Below are 26982 nucleotides of genomic sequence, written 5' to 3' on the forward strand. Positions count from 1 at the left end.
ATCTATTTTTCTTGCTAAAGAGATATAATTTGAATCTTTTTCTCCTACCACTCGTTATATTATAGCAAGAGGTGATTATATGAAAAAATGGCTTTCCATCGCAGCAGCTATTGCTGTTTTTTATGGCGTGGGCTATTACTTTCTTGACAACGAAATAAATAAAGGTACTTCCCCAAAAGCAAATGGCACAAATGATTTTTTAATTATTTTAGGTGCAAAGGTACGACCAACTGGTGAGCCTTCCTTATCCTTGCAATATCGACTTGAAGCGGCAAACGATTATTTACAAAAACACCCGCATGTACAAGTCATCGTTTCAGGCGGTCAAGGAGATGATGAGCCCGCAACAGAAGCGTCTATAATGGCAGACTATTTAATAAGTCACGGTATCTCAGCAGAGCGTATATTACTTGAAGAAGACTCCACTTCTACATATGAAAATTTACTTTTTTCAAAGGAGCTATTACCAGAGGACATTACAACAATTACGATTGTATCTAACGACTACCATTTGCAACGCGCTAAATTTTTAGCGGAAATTATTGGGTTAGAAGCGGACGTGCTTGTAGCTAAAACACCAACATCCGTAGAAGTGAAATCAAGAATGCGCGAGCGACTCGCGCTATTAAAAACATATATATTTAAGCGATAAAGACGTATATTACTTGCGATAGGCACGTCGCTCCGCGTATTCAACGCATTGATAACACACTTTGATGCGCTTATTTACCTCATTTCGATAATTGCGCAAATCTGGCATTCTTCGGGGGTTGTCTGAAAAGTCCATTTTGTTTTGACACCGCATTGAAATAAAGGTTTTCATCCCTTCCCTTTTACTGAAGGATAACACTGCTTAAGCCAATGTTTATCACATTTTTAAAGAAGGCGTTCTCTGTTTATATAAATCAATATTTTGTGAAACATCATCGCTACTGTCCAAAATGCTGGCTATGCACAGCTTTTGGGACAGACCTATTTTTTATGTAATGATTTATTTGATGAAAAAACTCTTTTATCTTTGTTAGCAAAGAGTGCATTTACAACACCTTTAGTTCTTTTCTACTAAATATAACATAAAAAATAGAGGGCGTCCAAAAACCATTTGGGGACACCCTCTTTGTAAAGTGTTTAATGATAAATCATCGTGAATATTACAAATAGATTTTAAGTATATATTTAATATAAAAGCTACACTTTAAAAATTCTTTTCCGTTAGCCTTTTTCTATTTTACTGTACCCACTCGATAAAATTATTCATAACTTTATCTAAAAATTGAATTGTTGCTTCATCTGTTAAATTACCAGCTGCATCAAATTTCGTATGGGCTGCACCAATATACACTTCATTTCCCTGTAATACAGGTGAACCTAAGCCTGAGGCAAATAAAATATCACGTAAATGCATTTGTGCCTTTACTGTTCCTAAATTGCCCATTGATGCTCCCATAATAAATGACGGCTTGCCAATCATCACTTTATCAACTCGTGATAGCCAATCAATCGCATTCCCTAAAACCCCCGGGATAGACGAATTATATTCTGGCGTAAGCCAAAGCACTGCATCAGCAGCCTTCACTCTCGCTTTAAAATCAACAACTGCTTGCGTTGGATTGTTCTCTTCATCTTGGTTATACATTGGAATATCATGTAATGTTAAAATATCAACCGTTACTTTTTCTGCATAACGATTTTGAATAAATTTTGCTAACATCATATTGTATGATGCTGCACGTAAACTTCCTACAATTGCTACAATGTTCATAAATTTGCCTCCATCTTGATTGCTTCTATAATGATAATAATGTATCCGAAAATAGCATATTTCAAACAAATCATTATTATAAATTAGCTTACTTGATGATGCAGACCTATGACAATTTTTTTGCTCAACAGCAAAACTCGACAAACTGATAATAGATGTCTGTAACCGTCTCTTTACTTAAGCTGTGACATCACGCTTTGTAAAGGACCAATAGCTAATCACAAGGAAAATAATTGCGTATATCGCTAACACCGCCAGAGAAAATGGCATTGTTACACCTGCTATCATATGCTGGCCTTCACCATAATATTGAGTTAAATCTGTATGTGCAAGCCAAACATATTTTGTAAATGAATATCTGCTAATAACCATTATAATTGCCCCACCCATAAAGGTTAAGAACATTGTCAGACCAATTGCTAAAGCACTTGACCTAAACACAGAGCCAATTAAAAAGGCAAAAAGAATAGACATGATAAAATTGCCTGCCGATAAAGTCGAAAGTTCAATTATGTTTTTCCAAACATCTACCTCCTGCACTAGACCGTTAACAACTTCTAGTACAGTACCTGTATTTCCACTATATAAAATAAGAGCAACAATCCAAGCTAAAGCAAAATTAACAGCAAGCATAAAAAGCCCATAAACGAATGTTGCGATAAGTTTTGAAGTTAAAATTTTGGCACGTGTAACAGGGCGAGTTAATAGCATTTTGATTGTACCTGTTGAAAATTCACTCGACACGATACTTGCTCCTACGATTACAGTAAACAATGTCACAATAGATATGAGCTGCACGCCAAAATCCATAAAGCTGGCCACCGTCATACCTGTCGGCGGTGCAATATCATGAGCTAACCGGTATTCAGAAATAGCTATTGCATCCTGCCAGTAAGTATTTGCTGCATTGTCTTCTTCTGCGAGTATTTGCTTTGATGTTTCAATATTCTCTTTTTCCACCGCATGCCAATCACGTGTGTCTGGCTCCTCATAATATTTATTTAAAGCACCAGCCCCAACAATAACTGCTACTAAAATGCCAAGCATTGTCCATGTGGCTTTTTGATGCCATAATTTCATCCATTCATTTTGTATGAGTTTCAGCAATTTGTCCGCCTCCTGTCATTTCTAAAAACTGTTCTTCTAATGTTTTTTGCTGTGGCTGAACAACAAAAATATTTACTTGCTGTGCCACAAGCTGACTTATAAGTTGCGGTACTTGCTCTTTTTGTATATGAAGCTCCAAGCCTTTCGCCTTTGTCATAAATTCAATTTGTAGCTTCTCTATCACTTCCTGTACTTTCGCTAAAGGCTCAGCCTCAACATAATAAATTGTTTCAACCTCATCATGCACCTCTCGAATATCAATAAGCTGGCCATTTTGGATAATGGCAATGCGGTCACACATCAGCTCCATTTCAGAAAGTAAATGGCTCGATACAAAAACAGAAACGCCATCCTCCGCAGCAATTTTACGCAAATATGTGCGGAATTCTCGAATGCCAGCAGGGTCTAAACCATTCGTAGGCTCATCTAATATTAAAAACTTTGGACGATGTAATAACGCTTGAGCTAAGCCTAAGCGCTGACGCATCCCTAAGGAATAAGTTGAAACTTTTTCATGAATACGCTTCTCTAGCCCGACTTGATGTACTACCTCATCAATACGTTCTTTATTAACATGCTGATGCATACGCGCAAAATGCAATAAATTTTTATAGCCTGACATATATTTATACATTTCAGGATTTTCAACGATTACGCCAATTTTACTAATCGCTTCTTCATAATGCTCTTTTAGCGATTGTCCCTCAATTAGCACCTCTCCCTCTGTCGGGTGCATTAAGCCTGTCATCATACGAATTGTTGTCGTTTTCCCCGCGCCATTCGGTCCTAAAAATCCAGTAATTTGCCCCGCATATAAATCTAAATTAAGGCTATCAATAAGCTTTTTCCCACGAATTATTTTCGTTAAATTGCGCAATTGTACAATTGGCTGTTGTGCCATATTACCCCATCCTCTCCGCATGTAATGCTTTCATCCACTGCACTGCATCTTGATTATGCTCATCTCGAATAACTTCTAGCTGCTCATGTGCAGCAATACGCCCATCACGCAGTAGCAATACCTCATCTAAAACAGGTTCTACCTCGTATAATTCATGTGTTGATAAAATAATTGTTTGTGTTTCCATATCTGTAAATTGAATTAGTCCTTTAATTAAAGAATCCTTCACCATTGGGTCTAATCCAGCAAAAGGCTCATCCATCACATAAAGTGGCACTTCACGCCCTAGAGTAGCCGCCATTTTCACGCGACCGCGCTGCCCTTTTGATAATTGGCGCAGCTTGCGACCACGCTCAATTTCCAAAAACTCACCAATTATTGAGGCCTTTTCATAAGAAAAATCTGTAAACTGTGTTTGATAAAAGTGAAATAATTGTTCTACAGTATAAAAATCATAAAATAAATCCATATCTGGCAAAAAGGCTATTTTATCGGCACTTGTTCTTGTAACACATTGGCCATTTAGCTTAATTTCTCCTTGCACCGGTCGCAAAATACCTGTTATTAGCTTTAATAATGTGGATTTTCCCGCACCATTTCCACCGACAACACCTACTATTTTACCAAGCTCGAATTGGCATGATATATTTTGTAAAACAGGTTTTTTCATATAGGAAAAACTAATATTTGAAAGCTGTAGCATATTCTCATCCCTTTCGTTGTAACAGTTGTAGCATCTCCTCTTTCGAAAAACCGAACGATGCAATCGACGCTAAAAAGCTCTCAGCAAGCTGCTCCTTCATGCTATCTCGCAGCTCAAGTAGCCGCTGTTCATTTGACGTAATAAAAGTTCCTTGCCCTCTTTTTGTTTCCGTTAATTGCATCAATTCCAACTCCTTATAAACACGTTGTACTGTATTGACATTGACGCCACTTTGCACCGCATATTCGCGCACAGACGGTAGCTTATCACCTAAACGTAAATGTTCTTTAATAATATCGCCACAAATTCTATCAACTAACTGACTATAAATTGGTTTATCTCGCGTAAAATCATTCATGATTGCGATACCACCTTTTCAAGCCATTTCGAGCTCAATATAAACAAAATGATGACACAGCATGCATAAAACAATATTTGGACTATATAAATGGACCCAACATAAAAGAAAACAGATTGATTAGATGGCTGTAAATAATTTTCAAGCGACTCTAAAGATATATAGCCCTTCTGCAATATTGCACGATACAATGTGCTATTTTCTATTTTTGTTAACAGAAAGCCTACAAAAATAGCTAGAGGAACTGTCACTGCCATGGAGAATTTGCCAATATAACGCTTGAGCTGCAAATAGAAAGTGTAAAAAACTTGCGTGTATGTCAAAATTAAAAGCTGTAAGCATGCTAAGCCTATTGTCATCACGATGCTTGCAATCAACGCTTTGAGCAATGTCCACTCCAATTGTGTTGAAATAATAATAAATGCGCTGCATAAAACAACAAATGTAAAAACAATAAACAGACAAATACTAAATAACGCTTTTGCGCCTACTAGCTTATAAATTGATTGGGGAGAATGTAACCATATCTCCTTGCGATTAACATCTGTGCGTAAGCTCGTTACAAATTGAACGGGCGAAGCAATCGTCCCTAATAAAACTGAAAACACAAGAAAAATCATCACTAGTTCGCCTATTGTAATAGACGTCTCTGCGTTTTTATTAATAATATATGGTACGCCAAAAATTAACAGCAGCCCAATAACGAATAAAAAAAGGATGTTTCCGCGCACAACTAGCCACTCTTTTTGCAGTAATGCGATGAAGCTTTTCATTTATATCACCTCGCGTCATAGTGTAATAGGTAAATAGTACACTCATATTATAAAAAAAGCAAATAAAAAAAGAAGTAACAGGAAAGCAATTAAACGCTTGCTTTCCCCTACTCCTTTTGAAAATTTTAAAGTGACTACTGTTTTATTTTGTATACGACAATACTGCATTTTTGTTAAATTTCTGTAATGCTTCTGTTGCCTCATCTTTGCTTGTGTACTCAAAAATACGAACGTCCTGTTGCTCAAATACTGTAATTACCCACATATTAAAACCCTCCATTCAGTTCATTTAGTATTATAACAGTTTCGTTATATACAAAACTGTTTTATAACAACTTCTTAATTATTATTCTACACCTTTTTTCAAAAAAGAAAAGTCCTTTTTTTCATTTTCACAAATTGTTCAAGGAATTAGTAATAATCGTGAAGAAATTATGGCAAATCACATGTTAGGCGCACTATTGATATGTAAAAAGAGCTGTTTAAAAGATACATTCCTCTTTTTAGAACTATACTTATTTCATCTCAAATTCAAAGGAAAATCGCTAATTTCACCGTTTACAATCTTTTAAAACAGCTTACATTCCTTTTAAACGATTATTATTTTAATAAAAAACAAATAAAGCGTTCAAAGGCAGTGCTTCCCCTGCTTTTGAACGCTTCTCCAATTTTATTTTTCAAAAATACAATAAGTAAAATAAAAGCCCTCTTTAGCTTGGACAGGCTCTCTTTTGCTTATTAGCTTCCAATCTTCATATGCAGGAAAATATGTATCTCCAGCGAAAGCATAGTCGATTTCTGTAATATATAATCGGTCTGCCACTTCTAATGCTAGCTTGAAAATTTGTTCTCCACCAATAATCATAATTTCAGGCTCGTCCTTCACTAACTGCAGCGCTTCGTCTAAGCTCGTCACTACTTCGATATTATCTGCTTTATATGATGCATTGCGTGTAATGATAATATTTCGCCTTCCCGGTAAAGCCCTTCCAATTGATTCAAATGTTTTACGCCCCATAATAATCGGCTTCCCCATCGTCATTTCCTTGAAATACTTTAACTCCCCAGGTAAATGCCATGGCATCTGATTTTCATAGCCTATTACTCGATTTTTATCATGTGCTACTATTAATGAAATCATTTCATCACTCCTTCAATCCTGTACTAAGCATATACTGAAAAAATCAACACAGCAATATGGAAAAACATAAATGACTGTTGGGAAATGTAGGTACTAGCCTACTTTCCCGACAGCCTGTTGAAGTTTAACTTTATCATACATTATCAGCTGTATAGCATAAAAATATACGTCATTTGCCCATGCGTCTATTCATTATGCGATATTCAGGCCTGCACTTGCTGTACCTGTAATCGTTGCAGCCTCTAATAATGCACCTGAGCCCGTCACAGAGAATACCATAATGAGTAAATCACCTGCTGCTACTGGAATAGATGGTAATGTTGCTGTACCTTGTACTGTTTGTGCCAGCGTTATAGGGTTAACGATTGCTGGGCTTAAATCAACTGTTGCACCAGCTAATGGCGTGAATGCTGTAGTGCCAGCAGCTGCTCGGTAAATTTGTGCGTTGACTGTATAGCTACCAAGTGCAACACCGACCGTTGCTGTAAAGGATGCTGAAATCGCTGTTAATCTACCTGCGCGTGGCATAGAAAAAGCTTCCGTTAACGGGACAGCAGCCGAACCAAGCGGCAATTCAATTAAACCACCAGCCAAGGAAATACTAGGCACAGACGTACCAAAGCCAATCAAGCTCCCTGTGCCAACTAAACCGCCTCCAATTGTTGTTAACACTGCTGGTACTGTACCAGAAGAAAATGGAATAATTGAGCCACCTGTAACACCATTATTCGGTGGTGTTACAACACAAGCTGCATCGATTGCTTGAAATGGTCCGCTTGATGTGCAATTGTTTGAGCCTGATGAACAGCCACAGTCTCTATGAAACTTAAAATATTTATTTGTCATTGTTCCACCTCCTTTCGTCTTTATCCTATTCATAGAGAGAAAGGAGTGAAGGGCTAACAACTACGCTACTTTTGATGTTTTGCTTGGAGTGCTTTATTTCAATCATTTTTTCCTAAAAAAATTCCACCATGAGGTATACTTTTCCTTTTTCTGCCTATACGTTGTTTCCTCATTTATTGATTCAAGTGCTACAGTGGACGTTATAAAGTCCAGTGGCTCCTCCTTTAAATCCTCGTTTTCAGTAGCAAGTATTTCCATTTGGGGACTTTCCTGTCGCACCTCTAACTCCTCAAAAGAGACTGTTTCCTCATTCATAGTTTGTTGCATTTCCACCTGTGGTATCTCAGCATTTTCTATTATTTCATGTCTTATCTTTGGGGGTACCGTTTGTTGTTGTGGCACATGTTCATTTTTTTGTATGGAATCTATATCTCTTAAAACAATGGGCTTATGCGCATTGCGATATAAGCCATTATGCACATGGCTTGGATATGTGTAAACCGATTGGAAATAATGCTCGTTAAAATGTCTTGGGCCCGCTACCCTACTTTCTAAATGCCTCGTTTCCGTAATGTTCGTTTCTTTCACTTTTCTAGAATGCAATAATTGTTGCAATTGCCGATAAGAAAGCTCTAAGCCATCGTCTATTCGCTGTTCTCTTCTTTTTTCCATCATTAATTGCTCCTCATGCTCTGGCTTATATTCCTCTGCTTCAACTAATTTTTCAGGCTGCTGCAATTGATTTTTTATAGTAGAAATTCGCTGTTTCATTTGTAATAATTGCGCCTTGGCATTATTATTTTGTGCCTTTTCTAGCTTTTCCTTACATGCTGCAACTTGCATACGTAACGCCTCAAAATCATGAGTTGTATATTGTTTGGAATTGCTCATATTCTATCCTCCTTTCCATTTATCTCGCATTTGCTGACATAGGCATAAAAACCTTCCTGCAAATGTCCATTTGTAAAGACTACAATTAGTGGAAACTCACTAATAGCAGTTTTACTTTATACCGTAGTTTATTGCGACCATGCTTAGATGTGACAGTAGCACATCATGTTTTCAGCAAGACTAGTAGCGCCCATTTTGAATGCCTAAATACGACTGTTACTGCGTCATATGATACAAACGAAAGAAAAAAACTTTTATGGAGGTGTCAACAAAATATGCAAGAAATAAATCAATCGCAAGTGCGCGAGCTAATTTGTATCAATGTCGACAAAGTATACGATTGGATCGTTAAAGAGCTTACTTTTGAGCTTACACCACAAGGTGCGGTTGCTTTTCCAACGCTGCCAGCAGGTGTTGATTTAACGCATGCATCAATCCAATGTAAAGTAGTACCAGATCCAACAAATCCTGTCGTTATTTTGAGCCGTGAAAATCGCCAATTTACACTTTCAGGAAGGTCGGTTAAACTACAGCAATTAACAGTGCAAAAAAACTTCATTGTGACAATTGTAGTGAAAACAGCGAACAATATGATGTATGAAAGTGAGTCATTTAACATTTCTCGCTGCGAGCAAATTACATTATGTGCACCTAAAGGAACAGATGTTAAAGTAACATACACAGACTTAGACTGCTTCGTCTGCTCAACAGGTGCTATTACGCCAGAATTCCCTACAGGTGGTACACCAACAATTACATTCACTAACTTGTCTGTAACTGTGACGGTTTGCCAAAGCATTCAATCTACTTTCCCAGTAACAGTAGAATTTTTAGCTGAATACTGTGAGCCTCGTGCAGATTTCCCAATCTCTTGCTCACCAGCAGCTCGCCCACAAAAATGTGGAAATGTCTTCCCAAGCAACTGTTAATGGTGCTATTCCAACTAGCTTCAACATAATGTAAAGAGAGGCACTGTCCTCTCTTTCTTTTTCGTAAGGAGGTAATGATTTGCAAATTCATTCGCAAATTATCGAAAAAATGAAACAGCTAGAGCAACAAACGACTAACTATGTAAAAACCATTCAACAGCAGCTCGAGCAAAAAGTATTTTCTAAAGAAACGCAGTTAATTAGCTATTTTACAAGCTCTATGACTGTGTCACATGAGCGAGAGGAGGAAAACTTTTGCTTAGCTTCTTATCACATTTTGAATGTTGGTACACAGCCGATAACGAACCCCTCTATCCATTTACGACTACATAAACACGCACCTTTCTCTTTTTCTGGGAAGTATATTATCGGTCAAATGAAACAAACATTTCATGAACAGCTTATTTGGGAACGCTTTAATGATGTCAAAAGCAAGCACGAGCTTTGGTTTAAGCCAGTTAATCAAAGTATTATCGCACCTAATGAGATGATTGTTTTCCCACATTTTCAGCTTACATGGACACACCAAACACCATATTTTGGACTTTTAGAAGGTTGGACATACTGCGATGAAATACCTGAAGGAAGTCCAGTAATCAATCCGCTACATATTTGTAGTGTAGGATATGCAGAGGAAGGAGCAGATGCACACAATGAGCCAACATAATATGAAAAAAATAATTACTGAAAAAGTACAGCAACGGGGAGACGCCAGTTTTATGTATTTGGAAAAGGAAACATTGCAGACTGTGCTGCAGCATCTTTTGCAAAGTGCCCCCTCGCCCTCATTAGAAATTTCGGATATTATCGCCAAGTTTGATTTGCTCATCGACCAGCAGCAGCAGCAATTTGAGCTGTTGTTACAGCAATTAGCTAATTTACCGGAAAAGGAGGTAGATTATGGACAATGAAAATATAGCCGAGCTGAAGCAAACTATTCTTTTGTTAAAGGAAGAATTAGCAACATATCAAGGTGTAAATGAAGCTATTTCAATAGTAGAGCAGGAAAATAAGCAATTACAAGAAGAGAAAAAGGAGCTAGCGCTTGAATTACGCAAAAAAGAAAAGGATTGGCAGCAGCAAGCTTTACATTATAAACAAACAATCCAAGCATTAAAAATGGAGCGAAGAAAGAAAATTAGACAAATCTCCTCGTTATTAGACGAAAAAAATAAACTTCGTATACTTAATAAACAATTAGCCGCAACCAAAAATCAATTTCAACAAGCCTCCACTGTTAAAGATTCAACAATTGCGAAAATCGAACAAAAGCTAAATTTATTTATTGAACAAACATCACGTCAGCTAACTGCTACAACAAATAAGCTCGAGCGAACAACTAGTAGCTTACAAAACCAGCTACTCAAATATGAATCAGAACAACCTCCCCCTTCTTCCGAGGAACCAACAATTGAGACACTCTCCACAATCGAAAACGATATGCAACAGCTTTTCGCTCAATCTGTCTATGTCGAAAAACAGCTACAAGCAAAATTAGCCTTACTGCAGGAAGTAGAGCAGCAATTAGCCGTATTATCTGACGACTTAGAGCAATAGACGAATTGGATTTGTAGAATTAATCTCGCATTAACGGGGGCAGTAAGACAAGACACCCACTTTAAGATTTAAGTGAAACTATACTAAAGGATAGGTGCAAAATTAACTGCCCGTAAAAAGCCCGAGTGTGTCAACTAACAATCAGTGGGGAAAAGGAAAGCCCCACTGATTGAAGTTTCATTTTAGCGTTTTGTCATGATTTATTTACGACTTCCAAATATTTGAGAGCCTCATAGCTCTATTGTGTTGCGAATAAAAATTGCTCGTTCAAATTAAATTGAAAATGAGAGCTGCCTTTTCGGACAGCCCTCATGTTTTATTACACTGCGATTGGCGCTTTAATTGTTGGGTGCGGGTCATAGCCCTCTAAAGTAATATCTGCAAGTGTCATATCAAAAATTGATTTTCCAGCCGCTATATGCAATGTTGGTAGCGGACGTGGCTCACGGGATAATTGTTCATTCACCTGCTCTAAATGATTGCTATAAATATGTGCATCACCTAAAGTATGTACAAACTCTCCTACCTCTAGTCCACACTCATTTGCAATCAAATGTGTTAATAATGCATAAGAAGCGATATTAAAGGGTACACCTAAAAATACATCCGCACTCCGCTGATAAAGCTGGCAAGATAACCTTCCGTCAGCTACGTAAAATTGGAAAAATGCATGACATGGTGGTAACGCCATATGGTCAACTTCAGCAGGATTCCATGCCGTCACAATTAGTCGACGTGAATCAGGATTGTTTTTAATTTGCTGGATAACATTAGCAATTTGGTCAATCGTCTCTCCATTAGCAGCTGGCCATGAACGCCATTGTTTACCATAAACCGGCCCTAAATCACCATATTTTTCAGCAAAGTCCTCATCTTCAAGCATACGCGTATTAAATATACTCATTTGCTCCTGTAAAATCTTCGCAAAGTCCTCATCTTTCGCTGCTCGCAAGCCAAAATTCCCCATATCAGGTCCTTCATACTCAGGCGATTTTACCCATTTTTCAAATGCCCACTCGTTCCAAATATAATTGCGCTCAGCAATCAATGTACGAACATTTGTATCGCCTTTTAAAAACCAAAGAAGCTCTGACGCAATTAAACGAAATAATGTACGCTTCGTCGTCATTAAAGGAAAACCTTTCTGTAAATCAAAACGCATTTGATAACCAAAAACACTAATTGTCCCTGTGCCTGTGCGGTCTTCTTTTTTATGACCATGTTCTAAAATATGTTGGCATAGTTGTAAATACTGTTGCATAGCTAAGCCTCTTTTCTTTATTTATTCGTTTTCTATTATAAAGAAAAAGCAATTATTAATAAAGGAAACCTTTAGTCCTAGAAAGCTTTTTGCATATTTCTAACAGATTTTCACTATGTTTTCTTGATAAATAATGAAAGAACCTTATTGATTACGGCTAATTTTAAAGACAAAGGATGAACCAGCCGCAGTAGCTTTTGATAAGCCAATATTTGATAAGAGACTATTTTGTTTTGCGGAAAACAGAGCAACTATAACAGCAATACCTATTGCACCTGACACTTGCTGTGATGTTTGTGTGATTGTAATACCATCTGGATAGTACTAAGCATTTAATGTGTTCGTTTGAGCAGATGCCAGCACCGTTCCTGGCGTAATTACTGCGCGCGGTCCATATTTATCAAATAACCGACCAATTAAAGAGAGCCATCCTAAAAGGTATACCTTCTAGGATAGCTCTAGCTTCTATATTAAGTATTTATTAAAAAACTCTTGTACCTGTCGCTTCGCTTTCGGCACATAAAATATTGAGCTTGTGGTAAAGGGAATGTCTCAAAACAAATCTTCAGACACATCCTTTACAAATATTAAGCCAACCATTTAGGCGGCGTGTCCTTCGACCAGTAAATTTCCCCTAAATTATAATGCACAATAAAATTATCCTCTTTTGTATGGTAGTGGAAATTATAGTAGAAGCCCTCATTTGGGCGATTTTCAGTGCGTACATGGAAGCGAATTAAATCGACTCTACTTCCCCGCTCACGAATATTAAAAATTCGCTCTGCATAATCACCACTCGGATTTTCTGTAATCATTAAGTATTGGATTTTGTCATCATCTAAGCGTGCCAGAGTCATGTCAATGGCTTCTTCTATTTTAGGGAAAATACGTGCCTCAAACTCATCCCCAATTTTTTCAGCAATGCGTGGGCCAAACTTTATGTAAGATTGCGTTTTAGCAGCACCTTTTAACGATTGTGCAAGCGAGGAGTTTTCCTCATAAAGTAATGTATCGAGCTGGATTGCAGAAGAAATATCATTGGCACTAGGCTCTTGTAAACGATTAGGCTTTAAATCATCTTCGAAGTTATTCCAAATTTCATGGTTCGGGTTAATTACCCCAAAAGTTAAAAATGCAACAGATACAACAAATATTTTTTGCAACCACTTTTTCATTGTTATCACCCTCAAATTATGTATAAATCATGTTTTCATCTATACTTATCTGTACGTTTTATCGCTAAAAAGGTTCCATCTTTTTGTTATTCATTGTACAATAAATAGTGTAAATATGCATTGTAGTTAAAGGAGGCACATTCTTATGGGTACAATCGCCATCGGTATCGGCTTATTATTAATGTTAGGTTACTTAACATCTCTTTGCATCACCGACTAATTTTTTCAAGAGCTACGCAAATTTTGCGTGGCTTTTTCTGTAAATTAGACAAGGGACATCCTCAAATAGAAGATGCCCCTTTAGTATTTAATAGGTAACTTGTAAAATAAATATGTCTCAACCCAATCGTCTGGGGAATCTTATATAATTGTAGAAGTGATTTATTTCTTCTATCCGTAACCGCGGTAAAATCCCACTAAAACTTTCTAACCTAAGCAACGTAGCCCCAACCTGCTACTACGTCCTTGCAGCCCTTTAGCGTGCGCCAGTGTGAATAAGTATCTTCAAAAATCACTAGCAGAATGCCAATTTATCTACATGCTACCTAAAATAGCATAAATACATTGTAACATAGTGTATGGTAAAAGTAAAATCACTATTCATATACTAGATAGATACCCTTTACTAAAACATGATAATAAAGCACCTTAACTTTTGCTAATATAGTTTAAGCAATAATAAAAATAGGCTCGTTGCTATATCATGAGGGAATAAAAAATTGTAATTTTATGCCTTCTATATTAAATTGCAAAAAAATATGAATTTACAATATTACAATTACGATAATGTTGTATCTTAGGTCTGAGGGACTTTGGTAGCGATATACTAATTGTAAAATACTTCTTTTACAAGATACTTCAGAATCTAAAAAAGGCTTATCTAGAAAGTCGTCTAGCAAGCCGTTTAAAACATGACATAACATATACCTATTGACACGAGAGATAGCAAACTTTTTTAGCTAATCAACATGCGTTATGTGGAGCGAAGTACTCTTTTTACACTAAATGCTATTCAATTTTGAGGACGAAGTGTTTCTTGAACTTAAGTTAGTGAAGGTCATATCAGATTGTATTCAGTATTTTCTATAAATTTAGTTGTTAATTCCTCACCTTCCTGCTTTCAAAAAGGCTACTAAGGAAAGTTTTGAATTTAAGTGCTTAAATAGCTTTCATCACATTTCGATAATTGGCTATTGGTAGGGGGTTCCTTCCATTTCTTTTTCCAGTTTCTTTTGTCGATTATGTGCGTTACGCTCTCTTACAAGTTGCTTTGCTTCCTCAAAGGGTGTGCTAACTATTTTTTCAGTTGAGTCCAATGTATTTGCACCTGACATAAGAAAATAATGATTCCAGAATTCCATCATCATTTTTGTATTACAATCAATAGTGTTGACAGTAGCACGCAAATGCTTTAAATCATCTATGACTGTCTCAAGCAAACGTTGCTGTAGTAATCCTTCAATTTCTGCCAATAATGGTTTCCCCCCAAAGCGGCTTTCAAAATAGGACTCTACTAAAAAGTCAATCACTTCCCCATCACTATTAAAATTTTCTTCTTCTACTAAAAGTGTGATTTTTTCGATTGTATCTTGTCGCAAGTACAAAGTTTTTTGCTTCTTTTTTTGCTGCTCATTCTTCACTACCCTTCAGATCCTTTCCGATAGCTTTTTGGATATATTGCCGGATAAATTTTTTTGTTAAATAATATTCCATGTAACTACATGTTCTGCTTGTTATTTCAATGCTATATGTTCAAGCAATACAGGGGATGCAATATGTTCCATATCTTATTATGTTTGTCATTTATTCTTTTGCTAATTTGATTTAGTTGACGCTTCAGCTAGAGCTTTCCCCATTCGAATACCTGCTTGAACACCCGATTCATAGCCCCTTATATAATTTTCAATTGAACGCTGCTGCTCTTCTGTTAAGTTTTTCAATAAACGTTCCATGCGCTCCCATGAAGGTTTATCTTTAATATTTAGCATCATATTCATTATATACCATCTCCTGTTATTATTTTATAATCAAAATATATTATAAAATAATCAAAATTTCAACCTATCTCACTTGTAATATTGCAATGTAATCAAATAAAGAATAAACTTACTTATGAAGGAGGTGCCAAAATGAAAGAGAGAATCAAACTCTTAAGAGAGCATTTAGCTCTTAATCAAAGGGAATTTAGTGCACGGATAAATATTTCTCAGCCTACGCTCGCCTTAATGGAAAAAGGGCAAAGGGCTATTCGGGATATACATGTTGCACAAATTTGTTCTGAATTTAATATCAATGAAAATTGGTTGCGTACTGGCGAAGGAAAGATGTTTCTTGCAATAGAAACTTTTTCTTTAGATGAGCAAGCCAAAAAAAGCAATCTAACAGAACTAGAGATTGCAATTATGCGTGGCTATATGAATTTAGACCGTAATATTCGTGAAAAGTTAATGAACGAATTAGAAGCTATTTTTAAACCTACTAATAACGAAGACGCAGCTACCTCTGATGATGGCGTTGACAGTGAAACAGAAGCTGAAGTAGCCGAGTATCGTAAAAAAGCAGAAGTTGATATAACTAATTATAGGAAGGAAATTGAGGCCGAGAAAAAAGGGATAGCAGCATTACAAGAGTCAGAGAGAAAAGAATCAGGCTAAAAGAAATAGACAGACTGGGTTGAATAATAAAAAGTCCAAACAATGATGAAAACTGCATTGTTTGGACTTTCTCACTCTATTTTCCAAAAATTACTACGTTAACAAAAAACGTAATCAAAATTATTGCTTAACAAATCTATGTCTTCTCAACCACGCCATAATGAAATTTTGCCGTCTGTCTTGCGAAGCGCTGAAAACCATACTGTTCAAAATAAGGAGACTGATAATGCGCCTTTAACACAACGCGTTTTTTTGCGACGCGCAATGCCTCTTGCATCCACTCAGATGTTAATGCTAAATGGCTTCCTGCCTGACGTAATGCCGCAAAATTATTCGCTTCTTCAATCGTTTCCTCAAACATTGGGTCCATATAGACGACGTCAAATGAACATGCTGGCTGCTGACGCAAAAATTCAATCGCCTCTGCATGTACTACTTTAATTTGTCGCATACAAGCGGTCAGAGGCAATTTCGCCGTATCATATGTCTGCATCCCATGCTTCACCATAAAAGCAATATTGCGATTGGCTTCAAGCCCAACTACCTTTCCTTGCTCACCAACTACAAACGCCGCAAGCATACTATCCGCCCCCATGCCAAGCGTGCAATCTAAAAAGGAATCGCCCTTTGTTAGCTGGCAGACCTCAAGCAACGGTTCCATCTCCCCACGCGCAACTCGCTTTAAGCGAAATGCGGCGGAATTGGGATGAAAAAAGAAAGGCGCATTTGCACCTTTCACATAGTACTCATAACGATTTTTCCCCGCTACAATCACATTAGCCTGTAGCTCATGGCTAATCGTCATTACCGAGCGCTTTTGACGTGGAATAAATTCAATTTGCAATACTTCACATACAAATTGTGCTAGCTTCTCTGACAGTGCATCAGGTCGACCAGCAGTTGTAACAACCGTTACTCCGCACATACTTGCTTTAATACATCTGCCAAATGGTCACGCACTTGCTCCATCGGGAAGCCTTCAATATTTTCACGCGGTATAAAATAAGCTAGCTGCCCGTCCTTTAAAATTGCCATCGACGGTGAGCTTGGTGGCACCTCATCAAAAAACGCACGCATTGTCGTAGTTGCTTCAGGGTCCTGCCCGGCAAATACAGTAACTAATTGGTCAGGTTTCACCTCTTCAATTGCTTCACGCGCTGCTGGTCGTGCCAACCCCGCTGCACAGCCACAAACAGAGTTAATAACAACAAGCGCAGTTCCTTTTTGTTCAGCCATAAATTCATTTACTTCATCCGCAGTTGTTAATTGTAGAAAGCCTGCATCCACTAACTCTTGTCGCATTGGTTGTGTTACTTGTCTCATGTATTCATCGTACGCGTTCATCTTTTTACCTACTTTCGTATTTATTCGTAAAGCCCTAATGTATAAGGCTTTTCACTGATTTCCCACCTATTCACTTTCACCGTTTTTCGTATACTTTCAGGAAAAATGTGAGTTTTTTGTGAGTTTTTTTAGTTATATTTTTTCATAACCCTGTTACCTATTTTAACGTGAATTGATTATTTGTAAAATAGTTTAGCTTGCTCTGTTATTTTATAAATGCTTAGGTAATTTCCTTTCCCCATTGTTTCTTGCGTACATAACGTCCACCGTTTCTTTACTGCTTCTATGTTTCATTAGAAAAAATTTATGCATAATTAAAAATCCTTTGAACAGACTAAAATTTGAGGAGGTGAGATTCATGGCGAAAAATAACAACAACCAAAACTTTAACCAAAAGGTTCCTAATCCAATGAACGAAGAATTTGGGACTGAGACTGATGTAAACGAGGTTAAAAAACAAATTCAAAAAGCAGAATCTAATAAGCAATACGCATCAGGTAAATATGCAAATAACCGTAATCAAAATGGGATGAAATAAGTCGTTTATTCTCCCTAACCGGCAATTTTTTGCCGGTTTTTTTATTAAGCTTAAACAATAATTTTTAGCGCTTTTCTACATATATCAGCAATAGTCGAAGCAGATTTCAAGCATCTTACTATTTGTTCATGCCGTAATATATCTAAAGAATTTCGCAAACGATAAACCGTAAATTTCTAAAATTATTAGCGCTTGATTTTCCCCACCCTTCTAAAATTCCATTAAAAGCTGAATTCAAATTTATTGCTACGCTTTCGGTACAAAAACGGTTACGCGTCGCAAAAAAATTGCTAAAAAAATTAAACGTAAGTTAAACAATGCTGTAGTCCTTTATCAATCGATGTTTCGATATAGCCGATAATTTGTTGCAATGTGAATATCTGCAATTTTTGTTGTAACATATCCTCGTTATAGACCATATCTTCTAGCACATAAGGAAAAAATTGTACCACTTCTTGTTCCGTTACTTCCTGTAAGTGAGTGATTGTTGCTTTATTGTTAAATGCAGATTGCAATGTGTAAGTCAATTGATAGTAATCAAGCAATTTACTATTCAATAATCGAAAATCTTGATGGTATAACGCCAGCACACTAGAATCATTTGCAATTCGGTTTCGAAGCCATGGTAAATAAAAGCCTTTCAACCATAAATCATCCGCAATTAAATGTGTGAAGTAGCCCATTATGTATGGATTTTCTTTCTGCTCATTATATTTTTCTAAAAAACCCCCATAATCAATACTTCTCGTATAGTCTTGCTCGCTTCCTATGAAAAAATGAGCGCGCTCTTTGGCCGTTGCTGCATCTGGTGCGATACCTCCTGCTAAAAAGCTTGTCTTATCCTTAATAGCTAAACGTTCAGCAATTTGCTGTGCAATAATTAAATGCATAATACGTGACCCCAACCATTTTGTCCCCCTATATGTTTTAATGCTACGGACGCTTTCACTAGCATATAAGTTGCCTCGTATAGAAATTACATATCAATGCATACTAGATAGTAAAACAATTCAGATGAGGTGAACGAAATGGAGCCTTTTCCTATAATACATACAAACTTTTGGGATGCGGTCATTGCTGTCCCCGCAACAATGCTTGTGACACAGCTTTGTAAAAAGCTCTTTCATATAAAGGCTTTTTGGGTTCCGACAGTTGCATTAGTCATTGGTTTACTGATTTCTATTTTTATAAGCCACAAGCATCATTTAATTGCGGGCATTTTTATGGGTTGGTTTTATGGTTACGCTGCAATCGGAAGCTATGCATCATTAAAAACAACATGGCGTGCTTATAGACAGAGTAAATAGGGCTGCCCATTTTCTGAGCAGCCCTCATTTTATTATCTTTCACAAGCCCAACCATCTTTATCACGGTCATGCTTAGGGGCATATGCAGGATGCCCTTTTGCTACACCTTTCGGATAATAAACACGAAGCTCTGTGCAGTTTTTAAAGGATGTTGGTGCTTTTGGGTCTATATATGCACCGCTGCCTTTTGGAGCTGGTGTTGGTGCTGTTTTTTTCGTGCTTGCCTTAGGCGCTACATATTTTGTCACATAATCAATATGCACCCACCCTATCTGCTTTTGGTAGGATACTTTGTACCAGTCACCACTACGAGCGGTCGCGTTTAGCTTTGTATTTTTAGATATAATCGCCAATGTCTTTCCTGTCTTTGCAGGAGCGTTGCGCATTGCTATACTATCTGTTGTAACAATTTCAGCTTTAATTTCTCGTGCTTCCGCCGCATGTGCAGATGATGTAATCATTGCTGTTAAAAGCAAAATCGTCAAAATGCTTTGCATCATTTTTTTCATGCCACTCATCTCCTTTTAGATAGTATAGCATGTACAATTTTGAGAAAAAATAGTTGAAATTTTAATTTTCAACCTATTATTGAACTATTTATACAAAAATCATTTAGCACTTAGCTTCTGTGCAAGCTGCTGAACTTCCTGTACATAGGAGCTGCCTAGCTTAATAATTGAATCATTTGGTCTTTCTTTATGATAAAAACCTTTTCGACAATCAAATTTATTATTTCTTTTAAGAGCGTAAATCGTTTGCATTTCATTGTTATTTACAATTTCAATTTTCTCAATAATTGGTCGCTCAATAATGTGCTTCTTTTTTATCGCTTGAAAAAATGCTTTATGCTGCAATTTCATCGCCTGCTTTTTATAAATGCTTTTATTATAATCTTTTGCAGTGCTTAGCATAGCTGTTATTGAAGATTGAAAAGCTTGTAGCTCGTACAAAAAACGCTTTCTATTTTGCTTATGCTGCTCCACTTCCATACAGTGAAGATGGTATTTCGCTGCCTCTAAATGCTCTTGCATCGCTGTTAATAATTTTGTCATGCTATTTCCTCCATTTCTACTATTGCTTGCTCAGCAAAAATTTCTTTCCTTTTATGTATGTATTCACTTTTTCTTCTTACTATTCATAGGCTAGTGTAGAAAGGGTGATGGGGATGAGTAGCAAAGAGAAAAAATCCGGGCAATCTACAGATAATACGGATATTTCAATTGACCGACTTGCATATCTCGGCACAGTCATAACAGTATTAGGCTATGCTTTATCTGCCATTGCAGAGGGGCTTGAATTAAAGGCGATAGAACAGCAAAAAGGGGAAGATTTTTCATCAGCGGAGTTTACAAAATTGCATGAGCAAATTGATGAGCTCACAAAGGAAGTACGCCAGTTACGGAGAATGCTACGTTAACTATGCTATATTAGAATAAGTAATAACATGTATGGAAATAATAATAGCAATTCGTAGAAGGAGGCACTTCAATTGAACGATTATTATGCAGATTTACATATTCATATTGGTCGCACAAACAGTGGGCGCGCTGTTAAAATTACAGGTAGTCGCACATTAACCCTTTCAAATATACTACATACGTCTAGTGTCCATAAAGGGCTTGATATGATTGGAATTATTGATTGTCATAGTCCAGAGGTATTGCAGGAGCTTGAGCAATATGTACTTAGGGGAGAAATGACCGAATTACAGCAAGGTGGCCTATTATACGAAAAAACAACGCTTATTATGGGCTCAGAGTTGGAAATATACGATAGCAATTGCCAAGGACCTATTCATGTACTTGCTTATTTGCCTACATTACAATCCATGCAGGCTTTTTCAACATGGCTAAGTGAGCAGATGAAAAATATTCATCTCAGCTCACAGCGCATTTATTGTGATGCACAAATTTTGCAGCGAAAGGTTGCCGAATTAAATGGTTTATTTATTCCCGCGCATGTTTTCACCCCCTTTAAAAGCTTGTATGGCAAAGGGGTCAAAAAGAGCTTAACGGAAGTTTTTGACCCTGCCATAATTGATGCCATTGAGCTTGGCTTAAGTTCAGATACTGATATGGTATTTGGTATTGAAGAATTAGCCTCGTATACTTTTGTGACAAATTCCGATGCACATTCTCTTGGAAAAATAGCGCGAGAGTATCAAAAGATACATATGGAGGCTGTTAATTTTGAGGAATTACGTCAAGCCCTACATCGCGAGAATGGTCGGTATATTGCAGCAAATTACGGTCTGCACCCTTTATTAGGAAAGTATCATGAAACGGTTTGCGCAACATGTGGCAAAATGGTTGCAGACGATGCAGATATTTGCCCATTTTGTCAAAGTAAGCAGATTGTTCGCGGTGTTGCAACACGTATCAAGCAGCTTTCTAGCCCTGCTATTAATAAGGTCGAGCGCCCTCCTTATGTCCATCAAGTACCTTTAGAATTTATTCCTGGTCTAGGTAAAAAAACGTTGGACAAGCTATTGGTGGCTTTCGGTACAGAAATGGATATTTTGCATCGAACAACGCTTGAGCAGCTCACAACAATTGTACCTGAGCCGTTAGCAGAGAAAATAATACTCGCTCGCACCGGACAAATTCAATTCGCAGCCGGTGGCGGTGGTGTATATGGGAGAATAAAGTGAAACTACAATCCGCTCGCTATGGATTTTAAACACTTTTAATATCTATTCAATCTAAAATATAAATGCAGCTTTGGTTAAACTAAGGGGGAAAATAATGTTTCAAACAGCAAGATGTATAATAAAAAAATTAACTAAGGAAGATTTAGCAGATATTCAACATTTATACCAACAGCATGAGGTAAGGAAATATTTAGGTGGCGTTGTAGTGCCTTCTATTGTTAAAGAAAATGTAGAGATACTTCTAACAACGCCCAATGCAGGATACCACTTGGTTGCTAGAGAGCTAGGCTCACAGCAATTTATTGGACTTGTATCACTTGATTTATATCATGATGGACAATCTATTGAGCTATCTTATCAACTATCCCCTACTTGGTGGGGAGACGGCTATGCAACAGAAATTTTGCAGGTAGTCTTACAGTTTGCTTTTAAAGAGTTACAGTTACCATATGTTGTCGCTGAAACACAAACTGCTAATATTGCTTCTTGTAAACTATTAGAGCGCTTAGGGATGACTGTAAAAGAAAAAGTTGAACGCTTTGGTGCGGAGCAAGCAATTTATTCTTTAGAAAATCCAAATTCAAAAAACTTATGAGAATGAGGTAGTCCGCCTTTTTTGGACTGCCTTAGTTTCTGTGGCTAAACATTTGCTCCTGCGGTTACTCGTCGCAAAGGGCGTGTCTCAAAATGGCTTTTCAGACACGCCCTTTCGTGCAAGCTTATTTTTCCTCTTCCATTAATCGAATATTCCCTTTATGGAATTCGCGCATATTGCGTGGATAGGCATAATTGGCAATTAAATGGGCACTATCTTCCCCCTGTGCAATACATCTACGCAATTCCTTAATATAAGTCGTAGCATCGCGTTGACGTTTCTTGATTTCTTCCATCTCTGTCGTCATATTTCCATGTCCCGGAATCAGAAAACGGATTTCATGCTGCTGCAATATGACATCAACTTTTTTGAGTGTTTCCTCATACGCATAGCTATTATCATAAATATATGGAAATTCCACGTCTGATAAATAATCGCCTGCAATCCAAATACCTTGAGGCTCAACAACAATAAATAATCCGTCATTGGTATGTCCGTTTGCCAAATAAAAAGTCAGTTTTGTTTTTCCTATTATTAGTGTTTGTGCATCATGTCGAATGACGATATCGACCTTTGGGTAACTTACTGAATATGCACGGTCTATATAATAACCATCATCAAATGTACGGATTTGCTCTATAATTTGCTCCTTATCAGAACGTTTTTGAAAAGTTTCGCTTGCGATAACGATTGCCTCTGGAAACGCGCCATAGCCTATAATATGGTCCCAATCCGAATGCGTAAACAGGATATATAAAGGGCGGTCGCTTTGTATTTTAGCAATATGTGCTTGAATTGTTTCGATTTCCTGCGGAAGCCAATTTGGGTCTACAAGCACTATACAATCCTCTGTTTCTATTACTGTGGAAGTTGTTTTAAACAGCTGGCTCATATAAATAGTTAGCTGTTCGTTTTGGAAATGAATCATTTTTTTCTCCTCTATTTGTGCTCAATAATATGCCATGATTTTTGCTGTATTTACTACAAACAAGCATGTATTCTCTGCTATGTCGATTATTTTTAGTATGGCAAAAGCGCCTCCCATTTTTCCCTAGGCGTATTGTTTCATGGTGTATTAAGAAATTTAACTTAGCTCTTTTTTACCATCTATTTCAATTCCATTTAATGCCTGTGTTGCTAGTCGGTCTGCCTCCTCATTTTGCTTCCTCGATACATGCTCATAAATAGGTGTAATATTTAATTTTGCTAGCCTTGCATCAATTTTACTCGCCCATTCAGCCAATTCCTTCTCATAAACAGGCCAATCACCAGCCATTTGCTGGATTACCACTTGCGAATCACCTTTAAAATAAACCGTGCTATGATGCACACCTAGCTCCTCTAGCTCACTAATGCTCAAATGCAACGCCGCATACTCCGCTTCATTATTGGATAATAAACCATCTACAAAAGCGTTTTTACGAATTCGATATTGCTTTTCATTTTGTTCAAAGTAGACAACATAACCTAAGCCGGCCTGTCTTGCGCTCTTATGAAAGCCACCATCAAAATAAATCGTAATATTTTGGGGCTCAGAAGCAATTTCCTTCACATACTTCTTTAGCTCCTTTACTGTCCACGTGCTGTCATATGCATCTGTCAGTACAATATTTTTTGCTCGACCTGTCAGCATTAAATCTTCCACAATCATTAATACTTGTGCTGCTGGTAATTGCTCAGAAGTGAAAACCGTTTGCGCACCATTTTTCGCCTTATATTCCCATTCGATTCGTATATTCACTTACATTTCTCCCTTTTAAGTCAATCTTTATTATCATATTAACAGGTTTTTTACATATGGAGCTAAATTAGTAATCGTTCATAATTAAATTCGTCTGTGAATAAATTTTTAAAATTATATTAATCCTCAAGTATTTGGTGAAAAATTATTCAACCACACCCTTGAATTGCAACGAGTTCAACAGAGCACTAAGGATGTATAAACACATATTATTATAGTGAGCATTTTTTTAATTGTTATAACAACAATTAGTGCGTTTATTATTTTTTCACATTTAGAAGACAATTGGTAAACCGATTAACGCTAGCTGTTAGTTTAAATGATATGCAGCAAGAAATTAAAACGGTTATTGCATCTATCCATGAGGAAACAAATCGTGCAAATGAAAGACTAGCAAGGTTTGTATTTAATGAATTAGCGCATCAGGTTACATCTATACGCCACAATTTCTCCGATATTGGTGAAGCAATTAAAGCTATTTCCAAAATTAGCGCTAGCATTTTAGAACATGCTGATGAAATTCAACGCCTTGCATTAGTAGCTTTAATAAATGCTCAAAAGTGAAAATCAAATTTTCCTTAAACAGTGAATTTGAAGATTCCGCCTTCTCTATATATTATTCCCTAGCCCTTATAATGGATTGCCTTGTACCATTTTGAACATGCAAAATTTTGATTTATTTGCGACTTGTCCAGTTCTATTAGTGATTTTATCAACTATAGGAGCGGCTTCTCAGCAAAAATCGTCTGAAAAACAGTGCTTTGCACGCTTTTCAGACGACTCCTATTAAGCAATATTCGATTTCTCTGCTGAGGCTTTGAGGCGCTTCTCCTCGTCAATTTGCTGGAATTCAGCCATGCGGGCAGTTGCACGCCAATAATGATAGACAAGACGGTCAATCCAAAGTAATGCCCCTACTTTAGAAACAGCAACGCCCAGCTCTGTTTCGTTCGCAACGGAACGCTCGAAGTATTCATTGCGCTTATTGCGACGCGCTTGTGCCATCATCTGTGAATGCTCTTCTAATGTTTTAGCCATTGCACTCAGAGGCTCTTCACTCCCTAAGCTTTGCTGTACGGAGGCTAATATTTCTTGCCACTCTGTCATTAATTGCGGCTGTAATACAAGTGCCTCTAATTGCTGCTGTTCTCGCAATACTTTTACTAATCTTACTAAATGGTCCTGCGTGTGTAAAATGGCAATATGCTTGTTGCGCTCCCTTTGCGAAGTCGACTGTATAGCATTCAGATAGTCATGTGTAATTTTAATTGCTTCCTCTACCTCATCAATTTTCCGTTCATAGTCTGCTGTAATTTTTTTCGTTGCCATTAAGGCACTTTGAGCAGTCGTTAATACTGCCATAATATCACGTATTGTTTTAAAGGAAACATCGAGCGCAACTGAAGGCACTTCTAATAGCTTCGTATCTAAATTGCGTGTAAGCACATTTTCGCGTTCAGGAACGATTTTCTTTAGAAGCTTTGCAAATTGCTTAATAAATGGCATGAAGATAATTGCCCCAAGGACGCTAAACAAAGTGTGAAAAATAGCTAGTGCCATCGTTTCATCAAAGCTACCCGCAATCGCTTCTGTTAGCCATTTTACCAATTGTAAGAAATACGGGAATGAGATTGTAACGAGAAGTGCCGTTACTACATTGAATAGTAAATGGGTCATTGCTGTACGCTTCGCTGATACCGATGCCCCAATTGCTGCAAATAAAGCAGTCGCCGTTGTTCCGATATTCTGCCCGATTACTAAATATGCGGCTTGCTCAAAATCAATGGCACCGGTAAATAATGCCGCTAAAGTCGCCGCCATCGCCGCACTAGAGGCTTGCATAATAATCGTCATAACAATCCCGATAATAATTAATAATAAGACAGAGAAAAACGAATTTGCTGGGATTTTATCGAAGGCAATTAAATTTTGTGCATCCCCCATCCCTTGCTGTAGCATATCAATTCCCAAAAACAGTAAACCGAACCCGGCTAGTACACCACCAAATTTTTTAATATCGCGCGGTGCAATAAATGACATAAATACCCCGAAACCAATAATCGGTAATGCCATTGCTTGTAGGCTAATTTTAAAGCCAATTAATGATATAATCCAACCTGTAGATGTACTACCAATATTCGCACCGATAATCACACCGATGGATTGGACAAAGGTTAGCAAGCCGGCACTAACAAAGCCAATTGTTAGAAGCGTCGTTGCTGTAGAAGATTGCACTAAAACAGTCATAAGAATGCCTGATAGCATAGAGCTAAAGGTTCCTCTTGTGAACTTATTTAACCAGCGCTTTAATGCCTCTCCTGCGATTTCTTTCAGACCGTTCGTTAGCATGGACATGCCGAGCAAAAACAGTCCGATTCCGCCGAAAATCGTCAGCATACATTCACCACCAAAGAAATAATGATTCAATTTTATAGATAAAGTGAAACTACAATCAGTGGGGGTTTCCCCCATCCCCACTGATTGTTAGTTGAACCAATCGAGCATTTACGTGCAGTGGATTTCTCACTTATCTCTTGAAGTGGGCGTCTAACTGCCCGCTAATGCGGGATAAATAGATTCTTGACAGACTGTAAGCATTCTTCTTTAAAGTTGAAGAAGCTTTTTCAGTGAATAAGGGATTGAGCATTTTTTACAGAATGTCAGATTACTAACTTATGTACTTCTATTAACAGTCTCCGTTGGACTGAAGGTTCACTTTATATTACCATTTTACTATAAAAAAATAACT

General features: G+C 37.3%; 33 protein-coding genes and 2 pseudogenes. 12 read left to right on the forward strand and 23 right to left on the reverse strand.

Annotated elements, in window-relative coordinates; all coding sequences use genetic code 11:
• The first annotated feature begins 79 nt into the window (after positions 1 to 79).
• A complete protein-coding gene (locus tag MHH70_RS03025; protein ID WP_107942685.1) occupies positions 80 to 652 on the forward strand; it encodes a YdcF family protein in 573 nt (190 codons plus the stop codon).
• A 576-nt stretch (positions 653 to 1228) separates the two neighbouring features.
• On the opposite strand, the gene MHH70_RS03030 is transcribed toward MHH70_RS03025, so the two are convergent.
• The 10 genes from MHH70_RS03030 to MHH70_RS03075 all read right to left on the reverse strand — a co-directional run bounded on the left by MHH70_RS03030 (position 1229) and on the right by MHH70_RS03075 (position 8482).
• Entirely contained in the window at positions 1229 to 1762 is a 534-nt protein-coding gene (locus tag MHH70_RS03030) for an NADPH-dependent FMN reductase (RefSeq protein WP_342472520.1), read from the reverse strand.
• A gap of 177 nt (positions 1763 to 1939) precedes the next feature.
• The gene (locus tag MHH70_RS03035) at positions 1940 to 2869 is read right to left on the reverse strand and encodes an ABC transporter permease (protein ID WP_342472521.1); all 930 of its coding nucleotides are present in this window, start codon (positions 2867 to 2869) and stop codon (positions 1940 to 1942) included.
• Positions 2847 to 3770 (reverse strand): ABC transporter ATP-binding protein, encoded by a 924-nt coding sequence (locus MHH70_RS03040; RefSeq protein WP_342472522.1) that lies wholly within the window; start codon positions 3768 to 3770, stop codon positions 2847 to 2849. The genes MHH70_RS03035 and MHH70_RS03040 overlap by 23 nt, the downstream gene beginning before the upstream one ends.
• A gap of 1 nt (position 3771) precedes the next feature.
• Complete coding sequence (locus MHH70_RS03045; RefSeq protein WP_066163297.1) at positions 3772 to 4473, reverse strand: ABC transporter ATP-binding protein; 702 nt, start codon at positions 4471 to 4473, stop codon at positions 3772 to 3774.
• Positions 4474 to 4477: 4 nt separating this feature from the next.
• Positions 4478 to 4834 carry a GntR family transcriptional regulator gene (locus MHH70_RS03050; protein WP_342473152.1) on the reverse strand — a complete coding sequence of 119 codons (357 nt, stop codon included), beginning with the start codon at positions 4832 to 4834 and terminating at the stop codon, positions 4478 to 4480.
• Entirely contained in the window at positions 4828 to 5604 is a 777-nt protein-coding gene (locus MHH70_RS03055) for a hypothetical protein (protein ID WP_342472523.1), read from the reverse strand. Before MHH70_RS03055 ends, MHH70_RS03050 begins: the two co-directional genes overlap by 7 nt.
• Positions 5605 to 5746: 142 nt before the next feature.
• Positions 5747 to 5869 carry a hypothetical protein gene (locus tag MHH70_RS03060; RefSeq protein ID WP_268807855.1) on the reverse strand — a complete coding sequence of 41 codons (123 nt, stop codon included), beginning with the start codon at positions 5867 to 5869 and terminating at the stop codon, positions 5747 to 5749.
• 405 nt (positions 5870 to 6274) lie between these two features.
• Positions 6275 to 6745, reverse strand: a complete 471-nt coding sequence (locus MHH70_RS03065; protein ID WP_066163302.1) for a dihydrofolate reductase — start codon at positions 6743 to 6745, stop codon at positions 6275 to 6277.
• A gap of 192 nt (positions 6746 to 6937) precedes the next feature.
• Positions 6938 to 7591: an exosporium glycoprotein BclB-related protein gene (locus tag MHH70_RS03070; protein WP_066163304.1), complete on the reverse strand. Its 654-nt coding sequence runs from the start codon at positions 7589 to 7591 to the stop codon at positions 6938 to 6940.
• A 102-nt stretch (positions 7592 to 7693) separates the two neighbouring features.
• Positions 7694 to 8482: a hypothetical protein gene (locus MHH70_RS03075; RefSeq protein ID WP_342472524.1), complete on the reverse strand. Its 789-nt coding sequence runs from the start codon at positions 8480 to 8482 to the stop codon at positions 7694 to 7696.
• A gap of 275 nt (positions 8483 to 8757) precedes the next feature.
• Between MHH70_RS03075 and MHH70_RS03080 the strand changes: the two genes are divergently transcribed.
• From MHH70_RS03080 to MHH70_RS03095, 4 genes are all read left to right on the forward strand, one after another.
• Positions 8758 to 9411 carry a hypothetical protein gene (locus MHH70_RS03080; RefSeq protein ID WP_342472525.1) on the forward strand — a complete coding sequence of 218 codons (654 nt, stop codon included), beginning with the start codon at positions 8758 to 8760 and terminating at the stop codon, positions 9409 to 9411.
• Between the two features lie 79 nt (positions 9412 to 9490).
• A complete protein-coding gene (locus tag MHH70_RS03085) occupies positions 9491 to 10078 on the forward strand; it encodes a hypothetical protein (RefSeq protein WP_082798931.1) in 588 nt (195 codons plus the stop codon).
• A complete protein-coding gene (locus tag MHH70_RS03090) occupies positions 10065 to 10322 on the forward strand; it encodes a hypothetical protein (RefSeq protein WP_066163310.1) in 258 nt (85 codons plus the stop codon). The genes MHH70_RS03085 and MHH70_RS03090 overlap by 14 nt, the downstream gene beginning before the upstream one ends.
• Positions 10312 to 10968 (forward strand): hypothetical protein, encoded by a 657-nt coding sequence (locus tag MHH70_RS03095; protein WP_342472526.1) that lies wholly within the window; start codon positions 10312 to 10314, stop codon positions 10966 to 10968. Before MHH70_RS03090 ends, MHH70_RS03095 begins: the two co-directional genes overlap by 11 nt.
• Before the next feature lie 319 nt (positions 10969 to 11287).
• Here MHH70_RS03095 and MHH70_RS03100 read toward each other — a convergent pair whose 3' ends face one another.
• From MHH70_RS03100 to MHH70_RS03115, 4 genes are all read right to left on the reverse strand, one after another.
• The gene (locus MHH70_RS03100) at positions 11288 to 12229 is read right to left on the reverse strand and encodes a thymidylate synthase (protein WP_342472527.1); all 942 of its coding nucleotides are present in this window, start codon (positions 12227 to 12229) and stop codon (positions 11288 to 11290) included.
• Between the two features lie 587 nt (positions 12230 to 12816).
• Positions 12817 to 13404 carry a YpjP family protein gene (locus MHH70_RS03105; RefSeq protein WP_342472528.1) on the reverse strand — a complete coding sequence of 196 codons (588 nt, stop codon included), beginning with the start codon at positions 13402 to 13404 and terminating at the stop codon, positions 12817 to 12819.
• Positions 13405 to 14594: 1190 nt separating this feature from the next.
• Positions 14595 to 15044 (reverse strand): hypothetical protein, encoded by a 450-nt coding sequence (locus tag MHH70_RS03110; RefSeq protein WP_342472529.1) that lies wholly within the window; start codon positions 15042 to 15044, stop codon positions 14595 to 14597.
• Positions 15045 to 15218: 174 nt separating this feature from the next.
• Positions 15219 to 15401, reverse strand: coding sequence for a hypothetical protein (locus MHH70_RS03115; RefSeq protein ID WP_066163458.1), 183 nt, complete (start codon positions 15399 to 15401; stop codon positions 15219 to 15221).
• A 132-nt stretch (positions 15402 to 15533) separates the two neighbouring features.
• On the opposite strand from MHH70_RS03115, the gene MHH70_RS03120 reads away from it, so the two are divergent.
• The gene (locus tag MHH70_RS03120) at positions 15534 to 16058 is read left to right on the forward strand and encodes a helix-turn-helix transcriptional regulator (protein WP_066163459.1); all 525 of its coding nucleotides are present in this window, start codon (positions 15534 to 15536) and stop codon (positions 16056 to 16058) included.
• 136 nt (positions 16059 to 16194) lie between these two features.
• On the opposite strand, the gene MHH70_RS03125 is transcribed toward MHH70_RS03120, so the two are convergent.
• Together MHH70_RS03125 and MHH70_RS03130 are read right to left on the reverse strand one after the other, a co-directional pair.
• Complete coding sequence (locus tag MHH70_RS03125; protein WP_342472530.1) at positions 16195 to 16983, reverse strand: class I SAM-dependent methyltransferase; 789 nt, start codon at positions 16981 to 16983, stop codon at positions 16195 to 16197.
• Positions 16971 to 17402, reverse strand: a complete 432-nt coding sequence (locus MHH70_RS03130; RefSeq protein ID WP_342472531.1) for a BrxA/BrxB family bacilliredoxin — start codon at positions 17400 to 17402, stop codon at positions 16971 to 16973. Before MHH70_RS03130 ends, MHH70_RS03125 begins: the two co-directional genes overlap by 13 nt.
• A 358-nt stretch (positions 17403 to 17760) precedes the next feature.
• On the opposite strand from MHH70_RS03130, the gene MHH70_RS03135 reads away from it, so the two are divergent.
• Positions 17761 to 17940 (forward strand): gamma-type small acid-soluble spore protein, encoded by a 180-nt coding sequence (locus MHH70_RS03135; protein WP_066163465.1) that lies wholly within the window; start codon positions 17761 to 17763, stop codon positions 17938 to 17940.
• Between the two features lie 299 nt (positions 17941 to 18239).
• Here the strand turns inward: MHH70_RS03135 and MHH70_RS03140 are convergent, their stop codons facing one another.
• A complete protein-coding gene (locus tag MHH70_RS03140) occupies positions 18240 to 18845 on the reverse strand; it encodes a hydrolase (protein WP_342472532.1) in 606 nt (201 codons plus the stop codon).
• 123 nt (positions 18846 to 18968) lie between these two features.
• Between MHH70_RS03140 and MHH70_RS03145 the strand changes: the two genes are divergently transcribed.
• The gene (locus tag MHH70_RS03145; RefSeq protein WP_107942627.1) at positions 18969 to 19247 is read left to right on the forward strand and encodes a hypothetical protein; all 279 of its coding nucleotides are present in this window, start codon (positions 18969 to 18971) and stop codon (positions 19245 to 19247) included.
• Between the two features lie 32 nt (positions 19248 to 19279).
• Here MHH70_RS03145 and MHH70_RS03150 read toward each other — a convergent pair.
• The 3 genes and pseudogenes from MHH70_RS03150 to MHH70_RS03160 all read right to left on the reverse strand — a co-directional run.
• A pseudogene (locus tag MHH70_RS03150) lies at positions 19280 to 19393 on the reverse strand (excalibur calcium-binding domain-containing protein); the annotation flags it as partial.
• Between the two features lie 111 nt (positions 19394 to 19504).
• Positions 19505 to 19765: pseudogene (locus tag MHH70_RS03155) on the reverse strand (SH3 domain-containing protein); the annotation flags it as partial.
• Positions 19766 to 19855: 90 nt separating this feature from the next.
• Positions 19856 to 20299, reverse strand: a complete 444-nt coding sequence (locus MHH70_RS03160) for a hypothetical protein (RefSeq protein WP_342472533.1) — start codon at positions 20297 to 20299, stop codon at positions 19856 to 19858.
• A gap of 113 nt (positions 20300 to 20412) precedes the next feature.
• Between MHH70_RS03160 and MHH70_RS03165 the strand changes: the two genes are divergently transcribed.
• From MHH70_RS03165 to MHH70_RS03175, 3 genes are all read left to right on the forward strand, one after another.
• Positions 20413 to 20664, forward strand: coding sequence for a hypothetical protein (locus MHH70_RS03165; protein ID WP_066163473.1), 252 nt, complete (start codon positions 20413 to 20415; stop codon positions 20662 to 20664).
• A 72-nt stretch (positions 20665 to 20736) separates the two neighbouring features.
• Entirely contained in the window at positions 20737 to 21897 is a 1161-nt protein-coding gene (locus MHH70_RS03170) for an endonuclease Q family protein (protein WP_342472534.1), read from the forward strand.
• A 94-nt stretch (positions 21898 to 21991) separates the two neighbouring features.
• A complete protein-coding gene (locus tag MHH70_RS03175; RefSeq protein ID WP_342472535.1) occupies positions 21992 to 22492 on the forward strand; it encodes a GNAT family N-acetyltransferase in 501 nt (166 codons plus the stop codon).
• Between the two features lie 124 nt (positions 22493 to 22616).
• Here MHH70_RS03175 and MHH70_RS03180 read toward each other — a convergent pair whose 3' ends face one another.
• Positions 22617 to 23420, reverse strand: a complete 804-nt coding sequence (locus MHH70_RS03180; protein ID WP_066163479.1) for an MBL fold metallo-hydrolase — start codon at positions 23418 to 23420, stop codon at positions 22617 to 22619.
• Positions 23421 to 23576: 156 nt separating this feature from the next.
• Positions 23577 to 24233, reverse strand: coding sequence for a reverse transcriptase-like protein (locus MHH70_RS03185; protein WP_342472536.1), 657 nt, complete (start codon positions 24231 to 24233; stop codon positions 23577 to 23579).
• A gap of 285 nt (positions 24234 to 24518) precedes the next feature.
• Between MHH70_RS03185 and MHH70_RS03190 the strand changes: the two genes are divergently transcribed.
• Complete coding sequence (locus tag MHH70_RS03190) at positions 24519 to 24797, forward strand: hypothetical protein (RefSeq protein ID WP_107942619.1); 279 nt, start codon at positions 24519 to 24521, stop codon at positions 24795 to 24797.
• 222 nt (positions 24798 to 25019) lie between these two features.
• Here the strand turns inward: MHH70_RS03190 and MHH70_RS03195 are convergent, their stop codons facing one another.
• Entirely contained in the window at positions 25020 to 26630 is a 1611-nt protein-coding gene (locus tag MHH70_RS03195; protein ID WP_066163485.1) for a Na/Pi symporter, read from the reverse strand.
• Positions 26631 to 26982: the final 352 nt, after the last annotated feature.

The sequence above is a fragment of the Metasolibacillus sp. FSL H7-0170 genome, from assembly GCF_038593115.1.
GTDB lineage: Bacteria > Bacillota > Bacilli > Bacillales_A > Planococcaceae > Metasolibacillus > Metasolibacillus fluoroglycofenilyticus.